The following is a 17,567-nucleotide window of genomic DNA, read 5'->3' on the forward strand; positions in this document are numbered from 1 at the left end:
CTGGAGATCTCTCATGCTTGCCAACAAAACCGCCCTCGTCACCGGCTCCACCAGCGGCATCGGTCTGGGCATCGCCAAATCCCTCGCGCGCCAGGGCGCCAACATCTTGCTCAACGGTTTCGGTGACGTCGAAGGCCCGAAGGCCGAGATCGCAGCACTGGGGGTGAAGGTGGCTTACCACGGCGCTGACATGAGCAAGGCGGGGGACATCGAAGACATGATGGGCTTCGCTGCGGCACAGTTTGGACAGGTGGACATTCTGGTGAACAACGCGGGCATCCAGCACGTGGCGCGCATCGAGAGCTTTCCGATCGATCGCTGGGACGCGATCATCGCGATCAACCTCTCGAGCGCCTTCCACGCCACCCGCCTTGCATTGCCGGCCATGCAGGCCCGGAACTGGGGACGCATCATCAACGTGGCGTCGGTCCACGGCCTCGTGGGATCGGCGGAAAAGTCGGCGTATGTCGCGGCCAAGCACGGCGTGATTGGGCTGACCAAGGTGACGGCGCTGGAAAACGCCACCACCGGCGTCACCTGCAATGCCATCTGCCCCGGCTGGGTGCTCACGCCCCTGGTTCAGAAGCAGGTGGACGCCAAAGCGGCCGCCTTGGGCATCTCGAACGAAGACGCCAAGAAACAGTTGCTGGGTGAGAAAGAACCCTCCATGCAGTTCACCACCCCCGAGGAACTGGGCGAGCTGGCCGTGTTCTTCTGTTCGCCGGCCGGCGCCAACGTGCGCGGGGTGGCCTGGAACATGGACGGTGGCTGGGTCGCCCAATAAACGACTCACCGCCAGCCCCAACAAAAAAACCCGGCGCCGCCGGGTTTTTTTGTTGGGTGAACCGAATCGCTCAACGCAGCTGGATCGAACCCGACACCGTCACATTGACCTGGCTCTTGCCCGCCTCCACCGGCACGGGCGCGTCGGAGGCCATCGCCACATTGGCCCGAGCAGCCATCGGGCGCGGGTACCCGGGACCACCACCTTGATCGGCCGAGCTGATGGACAGCTCACGCAGGCTGTAGCCCGAAAACCCGAAGCCCCTGGCCACCTCCACCGCCCGGGTCTTGAAGCGTTCGATCGCCAGAGCCTGCACATCGGACTCCAGCTTTTGCTGGGCCTCGCGCGACAGCGAGAAAGCCATGCTGCCCATGGTCAAAGTCTGGATGCTTCCCGCGGTGCTGCTGATGCGCACGAAATCCCGCCCCTCCAGAATCAGCTCGGTGCTGCCTTGCCAGCCATTGATCTTGCCGTTGCTGCCGTAACGCGGGTACAGGCCCAGCTGCCCCGTGCGAACCTCCAGCTGCTTCGGGGCCGCGGCCGACTTCGCCACCGTCAGCGCCGCATCCAGCGCCTGCTTGAGCTGGTTCTGCACCACGGCCGCATCGCTGCCTTCGCGGGTCGTGGTCAAGGTCATGCTCAACCAGTCTTGTGGCACATCCAGGAAACCGCTGGCCGCGATGTTCACCACGTTGACCGGCTCTTCAGGCTTGAGCTGCTGGGCACTGACGCCGGTGTGCAGAAACCATCCGGCGGCCAGAGCGAGCGGAACCAGCCAGCCTCGACCCATGTGTGTCGCCCCCGTCAAAAACAACCGGTTCATTTGTTGCGCTCGGTGGGCAAGGTCTGGCTGCGCAACTGCTCGCGCAAGTGCTGGCGCTGCTCTGCACTGAGGCGGTAGGGCTTGCCAGCCAGTTCGCTGTCGCTCAATGGCTGGCGCAGTGCATCACGCAGTCGGTGTGGCTCACGCAGATCGGCTGAGTCGGCGGTCGGGGATGGCGCCACGGTCATGGCCTGAAGCGGGGGTTCACGGAGATCCAGCCCATGGGCCCACGTGGGAAGACCAAGAACCAGCGCGAGTACGGTATGTTGGGTTGTCATGAAAAGTTCGGAACACGGGACTGCTTCAGATTGTGGGCGGAGCGCATGGTAACGGTCCTGAGGCCTTGGGCAACATTTGTAACAGCCTGTCAAAAAAGCAAAAATCCAGCGCTGACAACCACTTGCCGCTGCCACAATCGAGTTTGTTACATTTTCCGAGAGTTGTTGCCATGACACAAACTGCTGCCCGACCGAACAAGATTCTCGTTGTGGACGATGACGTCCGCATCCGCGATCTGCTGCGCCGCTACCTGATGCAGGAAGGTTTCGAGGTCATGCTCGCTGAAGACGGCAAGGCATTGAACCGGGTATTGCAACGCGAGGCGGTCGACCTCATCGTGCTCGATCTGATGATGCCGGGCGAAGACGGCCTGTCGATCTGCCGCCGCCTGCGCGCCAACGGTGACCGCACCCCCATCATCATGCTCACCGCCAAGAGCGAAGACGTCGACCGCATCGTGGGCCTGGAGGTGGGCGCCGACGACTACCTGGGCAAACCCTTCAACCCCCGCGAGTTGCTGGCCCGTGTGCATGCGGTGCTGCGCCGCCGGCCGCCGGCCGAGGTGCCCGGCGCGCCGTCCCAGGATGCCGAAGTGGTGAACTTCGGTCCGTTCGAGTTCGACCTCAGCCTGCGCACACTGCGCAAAGACAACGCCGACCTTCCGCTGACCACCGGTGAGTTTGCGATGCTCAAGGCACTGGTGCGCCATCCGCGACAGCCGCTGTCCCGCGAAAAGCTGGCACAGCTGGCCCGTGGCCGGGAGTTCGAACCCTTTGACCGCAGCCTCGACGTGCAGGTCTCGCGCCTGCGCAAGCTGATTGAAGAGGACGCCGCTTCTCCACGCTACCTGCAGACGGTGTGGGGGGTGGGTTACGTGTTCGTTCCGGACGGCAACGCCTGATGACCGAAGAGTCCCGCGTTCCGTCGTTCGAGACCGAGCCGGCGGCGCTGGAGACTGCCCCTGCGCCGCTGGAGATGCGTCCACCGCGCGAAGTGAGCCTGTTCTGGCGCACCTTTTTTCTGCTGTCGCTGCTCCTGCTCGGGTGCTTTGTCGCCTGGCTGCAGACCTTCCGTGCGCTGGAGTTCGAGCCACGCACACTGCAGAGTGCACAGCAGTTGGCCTCGCTCGTCAATCTCAGCCGTGCCGCGCTGGTGCACTCGGACTCCATCGCCCGGGTGTCACTGGTCAAGACCATGGCCGACGAAGAGCAGGTGCGCATCGCACCCCGCGAGCCGGGTGATGTCTACCGCAGGTACGACGCCGATCCGCTCAGCCGCACGGTCAGCGCCCAGCTGAGCGCCCGGCTAGGCCCGGACACGGTGGTGGCGCGAGAGGTGAACGGCAAGGCAGGCCTCTGGATCGGGTTTTCGATCGACAGCGACCCTTACTGGCTGCAGACCGATCCGTCGCGGGTCGAGCTGGTCACCGGCACCACCTGGCTGATCTGGCTGGGCACGGCGGCCCTGCTCTCGCTCACCGGCGCCGCGCTGATCGCGCGCCTGATCAATCGTCCGCTGCAGAAGCTGTCTTTCGCCGCGAGCCGCGTGCGGGAGGGCGACTTCAATTCCAGCCAGCTCAATGAAGCGGTGGCGACCAGCGAGATCCGCCAGGTCAACATCGGGTTCAACCGCATGGCGCAGCGCCTCTCCAAGATCGAGCAGGACCGGGCCCTGATGCTGGCCGGCATCTCCCACGACCTGCGCACACCGCTGGCCCGGCTGCGGCTGGAGACGGAAATGAGCGTGCACGACCTGCAGGCGCGCGAGCACATGGCGGCCGACATCGAACAGGTCAATGCCATCATCGACAAATTTCTCGACTACGCGCGGCCCGACCACCTGGAACCGCAGCGGGTGGACCTCAACGAGGTGATCGACGCGGCGGTCTTTGCGCTGGGCAATGCACCGGATGTCGTGGTGCAGACCCGCATCCCGCCCGACACCATGGTGATGGGCGACGCGGTCGAGCTCAACCGCGTGTTCTCCAACCTGCTGGAGAATGCCTTGCGTTATGGCAAGAATCCGGTGACGGGTGTGGCCCACATTGAGGTCGGTGCCAAGGCCAAAGACGAGTGGGTGTTGGTCAAGTTGCGCGACCACGGCTCGGGGGTGAACCCCGACATGCTGGCGCAGTTGACGCAACCCTTCTTCCGTGGCGACGCTTCGCGCAGCTCCGCCACCGGCACCGGCCTCGGGCTGGCGATCGTGGAACGGGCGATTGCGCGCATGGGCGGCCGCTTTGCGTTGGCCAACAGCAGCTCGGGCGGGCTGGCCGCGCACATCAAACTGCCCATCGCGAAAAAAGGCTGACGGGCCGCCGCCGGCCTCAACGGCCCAGCCTCAAGCGGGTGCCTGGCGCACGAGCAGCGCCACCGCGCGGGCCTCCATCGAGAGGCTCTGCCCCACCGGCCCCAGTTTCTCTGCGGTCTTGGCTTTCACGTTCACCTGATCCACCGCCACCCCGAGCGCGGCGGCGATGCGCTCGCACATGGCGGGAATGTGGGGCGCCAGCTTGGGCGCCTGGGCGATCACCGTGCTGTCCACGTTGCCGATCTCGAAGCCCGCCGCGCGCACGCGCCGCGCCACCTCCGCCAGCAGACGCCATGAATCGGAGCCCTTGAAGCGTTCGTCGGTGTCAGGAAAATGCCGACCAATGTCGCCGAGTGCCGCCGCGCCCAGCAGCGCGTCGGTGATGGCGTGCAACAGCACGTCGGCGTCCGAATGCCCGAGCAGGCCCAGGGTGTGCGGAATGGTCACGCCACCGATGATGAGCGGCCGACCGGGCACCAGAGCGTGCACGTCCCAGCCCTCACCGATGCGAAAGGGAATGGTGTTCATGAGCGCGCTCCGCGAGTCCACCCCAAGGAGCGCGACGCTCCCTCGGAGGACCGTGAACACACAAAGTGAAAAACGTGGGGGTTCAAGTTCGGTTCCTCAGGATGGCTTCCGCCAGGGCAAAGTCTTCCGGGTAGGTGACCTTGAAGTTCTGTGCGCTGCCGGGCACCAGCAGCGGTTGCTGGCCCGCCAGTTCTATGGCACTGGCCTCGTCGGTCACGCCAGCGAAGCCATTGCCGGCCTGCGCGGCCAGCGCCGCCTGCAGGGCCCCGATGCGGAACATCTGAGGCGTCTGCGCCAGCCATTTGTCGGACCGGTCCACCGTCGCGGCCACGCGGCCCCCGGCTTCGGACTTGAGCGTGTCGGGCAGTTTGAGCGCCAGCAGGCCGCCCACCCGGTCGTCCGCGCAGGCGTCGATCAGCGCATCAACCTGCGCCGGGGTGACGAGACAACGCGCCGCGTCGTGCACCAGCACCCAGTCGCTCGCATCGGCGCCGCTGTCCAGCAAGGCCTGCAAACCGTTGAACACACTGGCCGCGCGCGAGCTGCCGCCCACCCGGGCGAGCTGGATGCGCGGGTCGTCCACGCTCAGGAAGCGGTCGCCCGCCGCCACCACCACCAGGCAGCGGTCGATGCGGTCAACGGCTGTGAACGCCGCCAGTGTGTGCAGCACCATGGGCAGCCCGGCCAGCGGCTGGTATTGCTTGGGCTCGGCGGTGCCGGCGCGCGAACCCGTGCCGGCGCAGGGCAACAGGGCATGGCAACGGGGTGCCGGTTGGGGGGGCATTGGGCGAGGGATGTCGGTCATGGAAGTGAGCGCATTCTAGAATCAGGTCTTTCACACCCCCCACCTCCTCAGGCGGGGGGTGTTTGTCATGGGAGGTTCGGGGCCGGTGGCCCTGTGCAGCCCCAACCGCGTCAGTGCAACCGCCCATGGACCTGCCCAAACTCACCCCCGGCAAACGCTTCACCCTGCCCCGCCCCAGCGGCGCGGCCGATGCCCTGCTGCTGGCCCAGCTCGGTGCGCGCGAAAAAGCCGCAGGCCGGCTCACGGCCATCGTCACGGCCGACGCCACCGACGCGCAGCGCCTGATCGACGAGATGGCGTTCTTCGCGCCCGGTCTGCGCTGTGCGCTGTTCCCGGACTGGGAAACCCTCCCCTACGACACCTTTTCGCCGCACCAGGACCTGATCTCCGAACGTCTGGCCACCCTTTGGCGCATCCAGCAGCACGACAAGGACACCGGTGCTGACGTGGTGCTGGTGCCCGCCACCACCGCGCTCTACCGGCTGGCGCCGCCGTCCTTCCTGGCCGGCTACACCTTCCAGTTCAAGGTGAAGCAGAAGCTCGACGAAGCCAAGCTCAAAGGCCAGCTCACGCTGGCGGGCTACCAGCACGTCACCCAGGTGGTGAGCCCGGGCGAATACGCGGTGCGCGGCGGCCTGATCGATCTCTTTCCCATGGGCTCGCAGGTGCCCTACCGCGTGGACCTGTTCGACGACGAGATCGACAGCATCCGCACCTTCGACCCGGACAGCCAGCGCAGCCTCTACCCGGTTCCCGAGGTGCGGCTGCTGCCCGGTCGCGAGTTCCCGATGGACGACGCGGCGCGCGCCAAATTCCGCAGCCGCTGGCGCGAACTGCTCGACGGCGACCCGACCAAGAGCCGCGTCTACAAGGACATGGGCAACGGCGTGGCCACCGCCGGTATCGAGTACTACCTGCCGCTGTTCTTCGAGCAGACCGCCACCGTCTTTGACTACCTCGGGGAGAACGCGACGGTCGTGCTGCACGGCGACCTCGAGCCCGCGTTCCAGCGCTTCTGGCAGGACACGCAGGACCGCTACCGCCTCGTCAAGAGCGACCCCGAACGCCCGGCGCTGCCGCCCGAGAGCCTGTTCCTCTCGGCCGAGCAGTTCTACACCGGCGCCAACGCCCACGCCCAGCTCGCCATCCGTCCGGCGGTGGAAGACGTTGCCGACAACGCCTTCGCGCAGAAGCTGGGCGACCTCTCGGTGGTGCGCGGCGCCGAAGACCCGCTCTCGCGTCTGCAAAGCCACATCCGCAACACCGCGCACCGCGTGCTGCTGCTGGCCGAGAGCGACGGCCGGCGCGAGAGCCTGCTGGACTTCCTGCGTGCCAGCGGCCTGAACCCGCCCGCCTTTGAAACGCTCGCCGAGTTCCAGGCCAGCGACGAAAAGACCGGCATCGCCACCTCGGTGCTGACGGTCGGTTTCAGCTCGCTGGAAGACGGCATCGACTTCGTCACCGAGACCGAGCTCTTCGCCGCCGGCCCCGCCACGCGCCGGCGCAAGAAGCAGGAACAGGTCAGCGACGTCGATGCGCTGATCAAGGACCTGAGCGAGCTCAATGTAGGCGACCCGGTGGTGCACAACGCGCACGGCATCGGCCGCTACCGCGGCCTGGTCCACATGGACATGGGCGAAAAGAACCCGGACGGCACGCCCGCGCTGATGGAGTTCCTGCACCTCGAATACGCCGACAAGGCGGTGCTCTACGTGCCAGTGAGCCAGCTGCAGCTGATCGGCCGCTACACCGGCGTGAGCGCCGACGAGGCGCCGCTGCACCGCCTGGGCAGCGGGCAGTGGGAGAAGGCCAAGCGCAAGGCGGCCGAGCAGGTGCGCGACGCCGCCGCCGAGCTGCTGAACATCTACGCCCGCCGCGCCGCGCGCCAGGGCCACGCGTTCCGCTTCTCGGCGCAGGACTACGAGATCTTCGCCAACGACTTCGGCTTCGACGAAACCGCCGACCAGCGCGGCGCGATACACGCCGTGATCCAGGACATGATCAGCCCGCGCCCGATGGACCGGCTGGTGTGTGGCGACGTGGGCTTCGGCAAGACCGAGGTCGCCTTGCGCGCCGCGTTCGTGGCCGTGACCGGCGGGCGCCAGGTGGCGTTCCTCGCGCCGACCACGCTGCTGGCCGAACAGCACTACCAGACGCTGGTGGACCGCTTCGGCAAGTGGCCGGTCAAGATCGCCGAGATGAGCCGCTTCCGCTCGCAAAAGGAAATCACCGCGGCACAGAAAGGCATCGCCGACGGCTCGGTGGACATCGTCGTCGGCACGCACAAGCTGCTGAGCGAGAAAACGCAGTTCAAGGACCTGGGCCTGCTCATCATCGACGAAGAGCACCGCTTCGGCGTGCGCCACAAAGAGCAGATGAAGGCCCTGCGCGCCGAGGTCGATGTGCTCACGCTCACCGCCACGCCGATCCCGCGCACGCTGGGCATGGCGCTCGAAGGCCTGCGCGATCTGTCGGTCATCGCGACCGCGCCGCAACGCCGCCTGGCGATCAAGACCTTTGTGCGCAGCGAGAGCAACGGCGTGATCCGCGAAGCCGTGCTGCGTGAATTGAAGCGCGGCGGCCAGGTCTACTTCCTGCACAACGAGGTCGAGACGATCGAAAACCGCAAGCAGAAGCTGGAAGAAATCTTGCCCGAGGCGCGCATCGCCATCGCCCATGGCCAGATGCCCGAGCGCGATCTGGAGCGGGTCATGCGCGACTTCGTGGCGCAGCGCTACAACCTGCTGCTGTGCTCGACCATCATCGAGACCGGCATCGACGTGCCCACCGCCAACACCATCGTCATGAGCCGCGCCGACAAGTTCGGTCTGGCCCAGCTGCACCAGCTGCGCGGCCGCGTGGGCCGCAGCCACCACCAGGCCTACGCCTACCTCATGGTGCCGGACATCGAAGGCCTGACCAAACAGGCCGCGCAGCGGCTCGACGCGATCCAGCAGATGGAAGAACTGGGCAGCGGCTTCTACCTGGCCATGCACGACCTGGAGATCCGCGGCGCCGGCGAGGTGCTGGGCGAAAACCAGAGCGGCAACATGCTGGAAGTGGGTTTCCAGCTCTACAACGAGATGCTCAACGAAGCCGTGCGCTCGCTGAAAGCCGGTAGCGAACCCGACCTGCTCTCGCCGCTGTCGGTCACCACCGACATCAACCTGCACGCCCCCGCCCTGCTGCCCAGCGACTACTGTGGTGACGTGCACCTGCGCCTCTCGTTCTACAAGAAGCTCGCCACCGCCAAGACCACCGACCAGGTGGACGCGCTGCTCGAAGAGATCGTCGACCGTTTCGGCAAGCTGCCGGCCCAGGCGCAGACGCTGATCGACGTGCACCGCCTGCGCTGCATCAGCGCGCCCTACGGCGTGGTGAAGGTCGATGCGGCGCCTGGTGTCACGAACATCACCTTCAAGGCCAACCCGCCCATCGAACCGATGCGCATCATCGAGCTGATCCAGAAGAACCGGCACATCAAGCTCGCGGGCAACGAAAAGCTGCGCATCGAGCGAGCGCTGCCCGAGGTGAAAGACCGGGTGCAACTGGTGCGCGACGTGCTGCGCTCGCTGGGGCAGCCGCTGAAGCCCGAGCCTGCGCCCGCCGCGGCTTGATCTGCATCAAGGACCGGAGCCGTGGGGCGCGGCGTTCACCTGCCGTTCACGTGCGCGCCAGGAAACTTCATGTTGGCGCCGCACCATGGCGGCTTCTGAACCGAAGGGAACCCACATGAACCTGTCCACTCAACGCCCCTGGATCACGCCCGTCGTGATCGGAGCATTCCTTTTGTCCGCCGTCACCGGCGTGCTGATGTTCTTTCACCTCGACAGTGGCCTGAACAAGACCGCGCACGAATGGCTGAGCTGGGCCATGGTGATCGGCGTTTCGCTGCACGTGCTGCTGCACATGCCAGCCTTCAAACGCTATTTCAGCCAGACCCCGGGCCGCATCGTCATGGGCGCCTTCGCCCTCGTGCTCGCACTGAGCTTCATCCCGGCCGGCGGCAGCGCAGGCAGCGAGCCTGGCTTTGCGCCCCCGGTGCGCGCCCTGGCCAAGGCCCCGATCACCGTGCTGGCCCAGGTGGCCGGCACCAGCACCGGCGATTTGAAGGCCAGGCTGCAAGCGGCCGGCCTCACCGTCACCAGCGACCAGCAGTCGGTGGCAGATTTGGTGGGCGGTGACCTGAAAGCGCAGATCGGAACGATGAACAAGGTGCTGGCGCAAACGAAGTCCTGAGCGGAGCATTGGTGCGGGCTCCCGCGATAATTCCGGGATGACTTCAACCACCATCGAATTCGCCCCCGGCCTCACCGTCCAGGGCTTCACGCCGCCGCTGAACCTGAAGGACTTCAAGCTCATCGCGTTCGACATGGACTCCACGCTCATCAACATCGAGTGCGTGGACGAAATCGCCGACGCCGCCGGCCGCAAGGCAGAGGTGTCGGCCATCACCGAAGCTGCCATGCGCGGCGAGATCACCGACTACAAGGAGAGCCTGCGCCAGCGCGTGGCGCTGCTGCGCGGTGTGACCGTGGCGCACATGGAGCAGGTGCTCGCCGAACGCCTGCAGCTCAACCCAGGCGCCGAAGCGCTGGTCAAGGCCTGCAAGGCCGCGGGGCTGAAGGTGCTGCTGGTCTCGGGCGGTTTCACCTATTTCACCGACCGCGTGCGCGATCGCCTGGGCATCGACTTCACCCGCTCCAACGTGCTGGAAATCGAGAGTGGCCCCAACTGCGGCCAGCTCACCGGCCGCATGGTCGACCAGGCCTGGGGTGACATCTGCGATGGCGCGGAAAAGCGCCGCACGCTGCTGGAAGTGGCTTCGCTGCTGGGCATCGAACCGGGCCAGTGCATCGCCATGGGCGACGGCGCCAACGACCTGCCGATGATGGGCGTGGCGGGCCTGTCGGTGGCCTACCACGCGAAGCCCAAGGTGCGCGAGCAGGCCATGGTCGCCATCAATCAAGGCGGTCTCGACCGCCTGCTCGAAGTCCTGCGCTGAGGGGTCGGTCGCTTGGCTGCGACCGACTGCGCACCCCGGGGCAACACAAGGCGACGCTCAGCCTGCCGTGCGTCGGTTGTGCTTGGTGCGGCGGATCTTGTGGCTGGCGCGGTCCTGCGCCTTCTCCATGCGCACGGCCTCCTTGCCGGTCACCTGACCGTCCGCCTCGGTGCGGCCTTCCAAGCGGTTGATGTGGCGCTGCTGTTGCTCCAGCCGGGCCTGCTCCACCGGGGTGATCTGACCGGACTCCACACCCTGATCGATGCGGTGGGACTGGCGGGCCTGCCGGTTGTCCATGCGTTGGGACTGCAGGTCGCCCGCTTGCGCCTGAGCAGCGAACAGGGTCAGGCCGAGGGCGGCGGCGGTCAGGGGTTGGAGCCAGTGGGTCATGGTGCTTCCTTTGGGTTGGGGTGTCGGGGCCGGGGTGGCCCTTGCCTGCTTTGAACCAGCACCGGACCCGCGGCTTACGCTACCGAGGCTCAACCCGTGTAAAACGCTGGGGTATGGCGTAAGAACCCGAACCGGGCGGGGTTGAACCGGTGGCAGACACGCCCTTCACCCGCCCTCCGTCACCATGAACAACGCCTTCCGTTCGCTGCTGGTCCGCTGGCTGGCCTGTTGCACCCTGCTGTGCAGCACCGCGCAGGCCGCCCCCCTGACCGTGCCCGACGCCCGTGAATGGTCGCGCCTCAACCCCGCGCAGCAGGCCGAGATCAAGCAGCGGCTCAAGAACGCCTCGCCCGCAGAGCGCCAGGCCTTCCGCCAGCGCCTGCGCGAGCAGCTGGAGACCCTGACACCGCAGGAGCGGCAGGCCCTGATTGAACAGACGCGCCAACGCTGGCAGGCACTGGCCCCGGAAGAAAAACGCCGCCTCGCCGAAGAGCGCCGCGATCAGGTACGCGAGATGACCCCCGACGAACGCCGCGAGCTGCTGCGCCAGCGGCGCGACATGCTCAACAAGCTGAGCCCCGCCGAGCGTCGGGCGCTGCGCGAAAAACTCCCGGCCGACTGAGAGGCTGAGAGGAAATCGGTCATGCCCGCTTTGACGCCCCAAACCACCACCAGCCGCGTTGCAAATGCGCGCCGTAGCCCGAGCTACGGCTGTGCTTTGCGCCTTGCCGGCAGCGCTTTGGGACGCCAATTCGGGCACGCCCAATTCCCTCCCAGCCTCTGAACCCATGAGCGAACCCCCTGCCGTCTTGGGCTTGAGTGCCTCCCTTCAAGGCCTGGGTCGCTGGGTCGGCCGCGCGCTGACACCCGGCCCAGCGAGCCTGCCGCGAGGCGACGGTTGGGCGCTGTGGCGCGCCGCCTGCGACGGCCACGCGCCCAGCGCCCGGGGCCTGGTCCACCTGCTCACGCCGCAGGCCATGGGCCTGGCGATGCAGATGCTGGCGCGGCGGGAAGACGCGGAAGACGTGGTGCAGGAGGCCTTTCTGCGCCTGTGGAGCAGCCGACCGAGCGACACCCACGGCGCCACCCTCGCGACCTTCTTCAACACCATCGTCATCAACCGCTGCAAGACCTGGCTCACCCGGCGCCGCGAACTCAGCGCCGACCCCGAGCAACTGGCCGAGCTGTCCGACGCTTGGCAGCACGACCAGTCCGAGGCCCCCGACCCGTTGCCCGCGCTGAGCGCCACCCAGCTGCAGACCGCCATGGCGCGCCTGCCCGCGCGCCAGCGCATGGCCCTGGCCATGTGGGCCTACGCCGACGCCGACGTGGCCGACATCGCCCGATCGATGGAACTTGACAGCAACGCGGCACACCAACTGCTGCACCGGGCGAAATCCGCCCTCCGACGCCAGCTCCAGGAGCGCACCCCATGAACACCCGTCCCTCCCCGTCCGAACCCGACAGCGACGCCCGCCTGAAGCGCAGCCTACGCGACTCTTTGGCGCACTCGCCCGGGGAAGGCCTGGCCGCATTGGAGGCGCGCACCATGGTGCAATGGCAGCAGCGCACCTCAGCCGCCCCGGCCTTGGTGCACGCTGGCCCGCTGGCCACCTTGCAGGCGGGATGGCGTGAGCACCCGGTGGTCTGGAGTGGCACGCTGATGGCGCTGGTGCTGGCGGCGCTGCTGTGGCTCAAGCCCTGGGCGCCCGCCGAGCCAGGCATCGACGAACTGATGCAACCCGACGTGCTGTCGCTGATCACCATGGGCGAACTGTGAAGGTGTTGAAACGCCTCTTTGCCGCGCTGCGCCGCGACTGGAAGTCGCACCTCGGCACCCTGCTGATGGTGCTGGTGATCTTCGCTGGCGCGCAGGCCTGGCAGACCCGCCACGTGCCTTCGGGCCTGGCGCCCGACTTCGCTCTCACGCTGATCCAGCCCGACGGGAGCCACACAGACACCACCCTTGCCACCTGGCGCACCGCCCATCCCGGCCAGCCGGTGGCGCTGCACGTCTGGGCCGACTGGTGCCCGATCTGCCGCACCGAAGAACACAGCGTCACGCGCCTTTCACGCGACCACCCGGTGCTGACCGTGGCCATGCAGTCGGGGCCCGCCGACAAGGTTCGGAAGGTGTTGGTGCAGCGCCAGCTGCCCTGGGCCACCGCGGTGGATCCGCGAAGCGAGATCGCCCGCGCGCTTGGGGTGGCCTCGGTACCGGCCTTCATGGTGGTGGACGCCCACGGGCGCTTGCGCACCCCCACGGCCGGCTACACCTCCGAACTGGGCATGCGCCTTCGGCTGCTTTGGGCGCGGTTCTTCTGACGCTGTCTCTCAACCACCTGAACGCTTGACGCTGTGACCTTGCGCCTTCAGCGCGGCCATCACCCGCTCAATGTGATCGCCCTGGATTTCGATCACGCCGTCTTTCACCGTGCCGCCGGACCCGCAAGCCGCCTTGAGCTGCTTGCCCAGCGCCGTCAGCCCGGCCTCATCCAGCGCCACACCTTTCACCAGCGTCACCGCCTTGCCACCGCGCCCCTTGGTCTCGCGCGACACGCGCACGGTGCCGTCTCCCTGAGGGATGGCCTTCTGACCGCAGGTGCATTGGGCGACCGGCTGACGGCAGCCGGGGCACATGCGGCCGGACTCGGTCGAATACACCAGCCCGCCGGACAACAACTTGTTTTTCATGGGCACGCATCGTAGCGCGGGCCACCGCAGAAGGCTGCGCGCCAGGGGCGCCCGTTAAACTGGGCAAAAGATCCCACACATGCCATTCACCTCCCTCGGGCTCGTCCCATCCCTCGCCCAGGCCGCCGCCGATCTCGGTTTCACCGCGCCCACCCCCGTCCAGACCGACGCCATCCCCGCCGTGCTCGCCGGCGGCGACCTGCTCGCCACCGCCCAGACCGGCTCCGGCAAAACCGCTGCCTACGCCCTGCCCTTGCTGCAGCGCTGGCTAGCTGGCCCCGCACACACGCCGCGCCGCGTGCGCGCGCTGGTGCTGGTGCCCACGCGCGAGCTCGCCGCCCAGGTGGGCGAAGTGCTGCGTTTACTGGCCGAGAAGCTGGCCCCCCGGCCCAAGCTGATCGTGGCCTTCGGCGGCGTGTCGATCAACCCGCAGCTGATGGCGCTGCGCGGCGGCGCCGATGTCGTGGTCGCCACGCCGGGGCGCCTGCTCGATTTGGTGGAACACAACGCGCTGAAGCTCGGCGCGGTCGAGCTGCTGGTGCTGGACGAAGCCGACCGCCTGCTCGACCTCGGCTTCGCCGACGAACTCGCGCGCGTGCTGGCGCTGCTGCCCGCAAAGCGCCAGAACCTGTTTTTCTCGGCCACGTTCCCGCCGGCGGTGGAAACGCTGGCCCGCGAGCTGCTGCACGAACCGCTGCGCGTGGACGTGCCCTCGCCCACGCAGGACGAAGCGCCCGTGGTGCTGCAGCGCGCCATCGCGGTGGACGACAAGCGCCGCACGCAGCTGCTGCGCCAGCTCATCAAAGACAACGGCTGGCAGCGCGTGCTGGTTTTCGTGGCCACGCAATACGCCGCCGAGCGGCTGGCGGGCAAGCTGCACCATGGCGAGATCTTCGCCACCTCGTTCCACGGGGGCCTGAGCCAGGGCGCACGGCAGCAGACGCTGAAAGAGTTCAAGGAAAAACGCTGGGACGTGGTGGTCACGACCGACCTCGCCGCGCGCGGCCTTCACATCGACCAGCTGCCGGTGGTGGTGAACTACGACCTGCCGCGCTCGGCGGTGGACCACGTGCACCGCATCGGGCGCACCGGCCGCGCGGGCGAAAGCGGTCTGGCCGTGAGTTTCGTGACCGCCGCCACGCTGGCGCACTGGCAGCTGATCGAGAAACGCCAGGGCATGAGCCTGCCGCTGGAACACATCGCCGGCTTCGAGCCCACCGACCCGGCCCCGCCAGCGGAAGCGGGCACCGGCGGCATCAAGGGCAAACGCCCGAGCAAGAAGGACAAGTTGCGCGCGGCTGCGGCGGCTCAAAAAGGCGAGGACTGAGGCCGGGTTGAGCCACGCCCCTGCCGGCGCCGGGCCAGCCGGATGTCAGGCGGCTTCGTCGCCGGGGTCTGTGGCGTGATCAGGCGCTGAGCCCGGCGCGCGCGGCTGGCGCACACCCGGCTTGGCCAGCAGCTCCACATAACACTGCACCGCGCCCTCTTTCACCAGCGCGTCGAGCGCACCGATCAGCTCGGCCGGGTGCACGGTCTGTGCGCTGTCTTTGTCGGCGCCGAAACGGCAGTCGAAGTCCCAGAAGTGCGCGCCCTCGGGCAAGTCGCGGCGCCGCTCGCGCTTCATGTACTTGCGGATCTCGTGCTTGACGGCTTCGAGCACGCGGTCCGGGTGCTTGCCTTCGGGGCGAAGCTCAAAAAATTTTCTCATGGGATGTCCTGCAAAGGGGGGTGGCGCCCTGGAAGGACGTGAAGCGGACCCGGATTATGGGGCCAGCACGATCTGGTAGCCGCCTTCGTCCAGGTGGCGGTGCGGGCCGAACACGGCCTCCATGGCGGCCGCCTCGGCCTGCTGCCAGGTTTCGAGCACCAAGCGCTCGTCCAGCGTCAGCGCCTCGGTGTCGGGCACCTCCCCGTGTTGTCCCACGATGTTCAGGTAGGCGCTGTACACCGGCACCACCATGGCCGCGTCGCCCAGCGCGCCCTCCAGCGCCTGGCGGAACAACCGCTCGGCCGCCTGCCGTTGCGCGGGCTGGGTGTCGTCGGGCACGTAGAGTTTGAGGATGTAGGTCATGGCCAGCGGGCGGCGCGGGAGCGCGTTGCACAATGCCCGATTATCCGTGTGCCCACCGTTGTGCCCCCATGAACACCACCCGCCCCACCCCGAGCAAGGAAGAGATCGCCCTGCTGCCCGAATTCCGCCGCCTCGGGCTGCACCAGATCACCCTGGTGGACAACGCGCCGCGGGCGCGCGAGGCGGTGGCCGCGCTGCGCGACCACGCCGACTGGGGTTTCGACACAGAGAGCAAGCCCACTTTTTTCAAGGACCAGGTGTCCGACGGGCCGCACATCGTGCAGCTCTCCACCCGCGAGCAGGCCTGGGTGTTCCAGCTGCACGACCCGGCCTGCCTGGAGCTGGTCGCCGGGCTGCTGGCCGACGGCCGCCACACCAAGGCGGGCTTCGGCCTGGGCGACGACACCAAGCGCATCAAGTCCAAATTGCTGGTCGAGCCCGCCGGCGTGCTGGAACTGAACCACATCTTCCGCGAGCAGGGCTACCGCAAAGACATGGGCGTCAAGGGCGCGGTCGCGGTGCTGTTCCACCAGCGATTCATCAAGTCGAAAAAGGCCGCCACCTCCAACTGGGCCAACCCGCGCCTGAGCGATGCCCAGCTGGTCTACGCCGCCAACGACGCCTGGGCGGCGGCCATGGTGCACGCAGCGCTCAGAGGCTGAGCGTTTTTGGGCGTGGCCGCTCACCACGTCAAAACGTGTCCAATCAAGGCGCAAAGCACAGCCATGGCTGGCCATGGCGCGCATTTGCAACGCAGAGTGGGTGCGTTTTGGCGTGGTGAGCGGGCATGAGCAAAAGACGCTCAGCCTCTCAAGAACGGCGCCGCTGGCGCAGCGGGGTGAGCAGGTCGCTGAGGCCGTTGTGGTCGATCTCGTGCATCAACGCGAGCAGCCGGCCAATGTCGCCCTTGGGGAAACCTTCGCGCGCGAACCAGTTGAGGTAGTTGCCCGGCAGGTCGGCGATCATGCGGCCCTTGTATTTGCCGTAGGGCATCTCCACGGTGAGCAGGCGCTCCAGGTCTTCGGGGTTCACTTGGCTTTCACCGCCTCGGTGGGCGACGGCGCAGGTGTCTTGTCCAGCCAGGCGCGCAGCGTGGCGTTGAACTCGGCGGGCTTCTGTTTCATCATCCAGTGCCCCGCGTCCAGCCCCTTCACCTCGCAGCCCGGTGTGGTCGCCAGCTGCGCCAGCCAGCGCGCGGAATGGAACATGAAGGGCTTGCGCTTGCCGAAGAAGAACAGCGTGGGCAGCTTCGGGCCGAGCAGCTTGTCGACCCGCGCCACGCCGCGCAGTCCGCCGAACGAGCCGAACCACTGCATCGCATACGGGTAGTTCATCTGCCAGCCGATGTGTTCGGGCGGCGTGCGGCAGCCGATCTGGCGAGCCATCCAGCGGGTCATGCGATTTGCCAGACCGGGCGCCAGCAGGCCGAGCTTCCAGGCCACGGCCAGCCAGAGCTGGTAGCCCGCGATCATCAGCTTCTCTTTGGCCGTGAGTGACTTGAGGTAGGCCCCGGTGTTGGTGTCGCCGATGTCGGCGCCGACCACACGCGCGACCCGGTGCAGGTGGCGCGCCGCGTACTCGTAGCCGAAGAAACAACCCCAGTCGTGCAGCAGCAGCGTCACCGGCTCGTCCGGGCTCACCGCGTCCACCACCGAAGCGATCAACGTGCACATCTCATTCACCGACACCGGGCGCGCCGGCTTTGACAGGTCATACCCCGGCAGCGCAAAACGCACGCAGCGGTGGCTGTCGCGCAAGGCCGCCACCGTGTCGTCCCACAGCGCGGGTGAATCGGGCCAGCCGTGCAGCATCACCACGGTCGGGCCGCTGCCTTCAACGACAACCTCAAGGCCCTGCACGTTCAGCGGTGTTGGCATC

General features: G+C 67.3%; 22 protein-coding genes. 12 read left to right on the forward strand and 10 right to left on the reverse strand.

Annotation, left to right across the window (positions count from 1 at the left end):
- The first annotated feature begins 13 nt into the window (after window positions 1-13).
- A complete protein-coding gene (locus IM738_RS09800) occupies window positions 14-784 on the forward strand; it encodes a 3-hydroxybutyrate dehydrogenase (protein ID WP_236965675.1) in 771 nt (256 codons plus the stop codon).
- 70 nt (window positions 785-854) lie between these two features.
- Here IM738_RS09800 and IM738_RS09805 read toward each other — a convergent pair whose 3' ends face one another.
- Window positions 855-1,574: an SIMPL domain-containing protein gene (locus IM738_RS09805; protein ID WP_236965676.1), complete on the reverse strand. Its 720-nt coding sequence runs from the start codon at window positions 1,572-1,574 to the stop codon at window positions 855-857.
- Window positions 1,575-1,603: 29 nt separating this feature from the next.
- Window positions 1,604-1,795 (reverse strand): hypothetical protein, encoded by a 192-nt coding sequence (locus IM738_RS09810; protein ID WP_236965677.1) that lies wholly within the window; start codon window positions 1,793-1,795, stop codon window positions 1,604-1,606.
- Between the two features lie 260 nt (window positions 1,796-2,055).
- On the opposite strand from IM738_RS09810, the gene ompR reads away from it, so the two are divergent.
- Both ompR and IM738_RS09820 read left to right on the forward strand, forming a co-directional pair.
- The gene (gene ompR / locus IM738_RS09815; RefSeq protein ID WP_236965678.1) at window positions 2,056-2,787 is read left to right on the forward strand and encodes an osmolarity response regulator transcription factor OmpR; all 732 of its coding nucleotides are present in this window, start codon (window positions 2,056-2,058) and stop codon (window positions 2,785-2,787) included.
- Window positions 2,787-4,196, forward strand: coding sequence for a sensor histidine kinase (locus IM738_RS09820; protein ID WP_236965679.1), 1,410 nt, complete (start codon window positions 2,787-2,789; stop codon window positions 4,194-4,196). Before ompR ends, IM738_RS09820 begins: the two co-directional genes overlap by 1 nt.
- 30 nt (window positions 4,197-4,226) lie before the next feature.
- Here IM738_RS09820 and ispF read toward each other — a convergent pair whose 3' ends face one another.
- Both ispF and ispD read right to left on the reverse strand, forming a co-directional pair.
- On the reverse strand, window positions 4,227-4,724 hold the full coding sequence (gene ispF, locus IM738_RS09825; RefSeq protein ID WP_236965680.1) for a 2-C-methyl-D-erythritol 2,4-cyclodiphosphate synthase: 498 nt from the start codon (window positions 4,722-4,724) through the stop codon (window positions 4,227-4,229).
- Between the two features lie 82 nt (window positions 4,725-4,806).
- Window positions 4,807-5,529, reverse strand: coding sequence for a 2-C-methyl-D-erythritol 4-phosphate cytidylyltransferase (gene ispD, locus IM738_RS09830; RefSeq protein WP_236965681.1), 723 nt, complete (start codon window positions 5,527-5,529; stop codon window positions 4,807-4,809).
- A gap of 125 nt (window positions 5,530-5,654) precedes the next feature.
- Here ispD and mfd point away from each other — a divergent pair, with 125 nt between their 5' ends.
- The 3 genes from mfd to serB all read left to right on the forward strand — a co-directional run bounded on the left by mfd (window position 5,655) and on the right by serB (window position 10,534).
- Window positions 5,655-9,146, forward strand: a complete 3,492-nt coding sequence (gene mfd, locus IM738_RS09835) for a transcription-repair coupling factor (RefSeq protein WP_236965682.1) — start codon at window positions 5,655-5,657, stop codon at window positions 9,144-9,146.
- A 115-nt stretch (window positions 9,147-9,261) separates the two neighbouring features.
- Window positions 9,262-9,768, forward strand: coding sequence for a DUF4405 domain-containing protein (locus IM738_RS09840; protein WP_236965683.1), 507 nt, complete (start codon window positions 9,262-9,264; stop codon window positions 9,766-9,768).
- 37 nt (window positions 9,769-9,805) lie between these two features.
- Window positions 9,806-10,534: a phosphoserine phosphatase SerB gene (serB, locus tag IM738_RS09845; RefSeq protein WP_236965684.1), complete on the forward strand. Its 729-nt coding sequence runs from the start codon at window positions 9,806-9,808 to the stop codon at window positions 10,532-10,534.
- 57 nt (window positions 10,535-10,591) lie between these two features.
- On the opposite strand, the gene IM738_RS09850 is transcribed toward serB, so the two are convergent.
- Window positions 10,592-10,924, reverse strand: a complete 333-nt coding sequence (locus tag IM738_RS09850; protein WP_236965685.1) for a hypothetical protein — start codon at window positions 10,922-10,924, stop codon at window positions 10,592-10,594.
- A 184-nt stretch (window positions 10,925-11,108) separates the two neighbouring features.
- On the opposite strand from IM738_RS09850, the gene IM738_RS09855 reads away from it, so the two are divergent.
- From IM738_RS09855 to IM738_RS09870, 4 genes are all read left to right on the forward strand, one after another.
- Complete coding sequence (locus tag IM738_RS09855; protein WP_236965686.1) at window positions 11,109-11,546, forward strand: DUF3106 domain-containing protein; 438 nt, start codon at window positions 11,109-11,111, stop codon at window positions 11,544-11,546.
- Between the two features lie 166 nt (window positions 11,547-11,712).
- A complete protein-coding gene (locus IM738_RS09860; RefSeq protein WP_236965687.1) occupies window positions 11,713-12,360 on the forward strand; it encodes an RNA polymerase sigma factor in 648 nt (215 codons plus the stop codon).
- Entirely contained in the window at window positions 12,357-12,704 is a 348-nt protein-coding gene (locus tag IM738_RS09865) for a hypothetical protein (RefSeq protein ID WP_236965688.1), read from the forward strand. The genes IM738_RS09860 and IM738_RS09865 overlap by 4 nt, the downstream gene beginning before the upstream one ends.
- A 5-nt stretch (window positions 12,705-12,709) precedes the next feature.
- Window positions 12,710-13,249, forward strand: a complete 540-nt coding sequence (locus tag IM738_RS09870; RefSeq protein ID WP_236965689.1) for a redoxin domain-containing protein — start codon at window positions 12,710-12,712, stop codon at window positions 13,247-13,249.
- 9 nt (window positions 13,250-13,258) lie between these two features.
- Here the strand turns inward: IM738_RS09870 and IM738_RS09875 are convergent, their stop codons facing one another.
- The gene (locus IM738_RS09875) at window positions 13,259-13,618 is read right to left on the reverse strand and encodes a translation initiation factor Sui1 (RefSeq protein ID WP_236965690.1); all 360 of its coding nucleotides are present in this window, start codon (window positions 13,616-13,618) and stop codon (window positions 13,259-13,261) included.
- A 79-nt stretch (window positions 13,619-13,697) separates the two neighbouring features.
- On the opposite strand from IM738_RS09875, the gene IM738_RS09880 reads away from it, so the two are divergent.
- On the forward strand, window positions 13,698-14,945 hold the full coding sequence (locus tag IM738_RS09880) for a DEAD/DEAH box helicase (RefSeq protein ID WP_236965691.1): 1,248 nt from the start codon (window positions 13,698-13,700) through the stop codon (window positions 14,943-14,945).
- Between the two features lie 45 nt (window positions 14,946-14,990).
- Here the strand turns inward: IM738_RS09880 and IM738_RS09885 are convergent, their stop codons facing one another.
- On the reverse strand, window positions 14,991-15,326 hold the full coding sequence (locus IM738_RS09885) for a DUF6172 family protein (protein WP_236965692.1): 336 nt from the start codon (window positions 15,324-15,326) through the stop codon (window positions 14,991-14,993).
- 54 nt (window positions 15,327-15,380) lie between these two features.
- On the reverse strand, window positions 15,381-15,722 hold the full coding sequence (locus IM738_RS09890; RefSeq protein WP_236965693.1) for a hypothetical protein: 342 nt from the start codon (window positions 15,720-15,722) through the stop codon (window positions 15,381-15,383).
- 35 nt (window positions 15,723-15,757) lie between these two features.
- Here IM738_RS09890 and IM738_RS09895 point away from each other — a divergent pair, with 35 nt between their 5' ends.
- Window positions 15,758-16,351, forward strand: coding sequence for a 3'-5' exonuclease (locus tag IM738_RS09895; protein WP_236965694.1), 594 nt, complete (start codon window positions 15,758-15,760; stop codon window positions 16,349-16,351).
- Between the two features lie 148 nt (window positions 16,352-16,499).
- Here IM738_RS09895 and IM738_RS09900 read toward each other — a convergent pair whose 3' ends face one another.
- Together IM738_RS09900 and IM738_RS09905 are read right to left on the reverse strand one after the other, a co-directional pair.
- Window positions 16,500-16,721: a DUF3820 family protein gene (locus IM738_RS09900; RefSeq protein WP_236965695.1), complete on the reverse strand. Its 222-nt coding sequence runs from the start codon at window positions 16,719-16,721 to the stop codon at window positions 16,500-16,502.
- Window positions 16,718-17,566: an alpha/beta fold hydrolase gene (locus IM738_RS09905; protein ID WP_236965696.1), complete on the reverse strand. Its 849-nt coding sequence runs from the start codon at window positions 17,564-17,566 to the stop codon at window positions 16,718-16,720. Before IM738_RS09905 ends, IM738_RS09900 begins: the two co-directional genes overlap by 4 nt.
- Window position 17,567 lies beyond the last annotated feature (1 nt).

The sequence above is a fragment of the Hydrogenophaga sp. SL48 genome (assembly GCF_021729865.1).
GTDB lineage: Bacteria > Pseudomonadota > Gammaproteobacteria > Burkholderiales > Burkholderiaceae_C > Hydrogenophaga.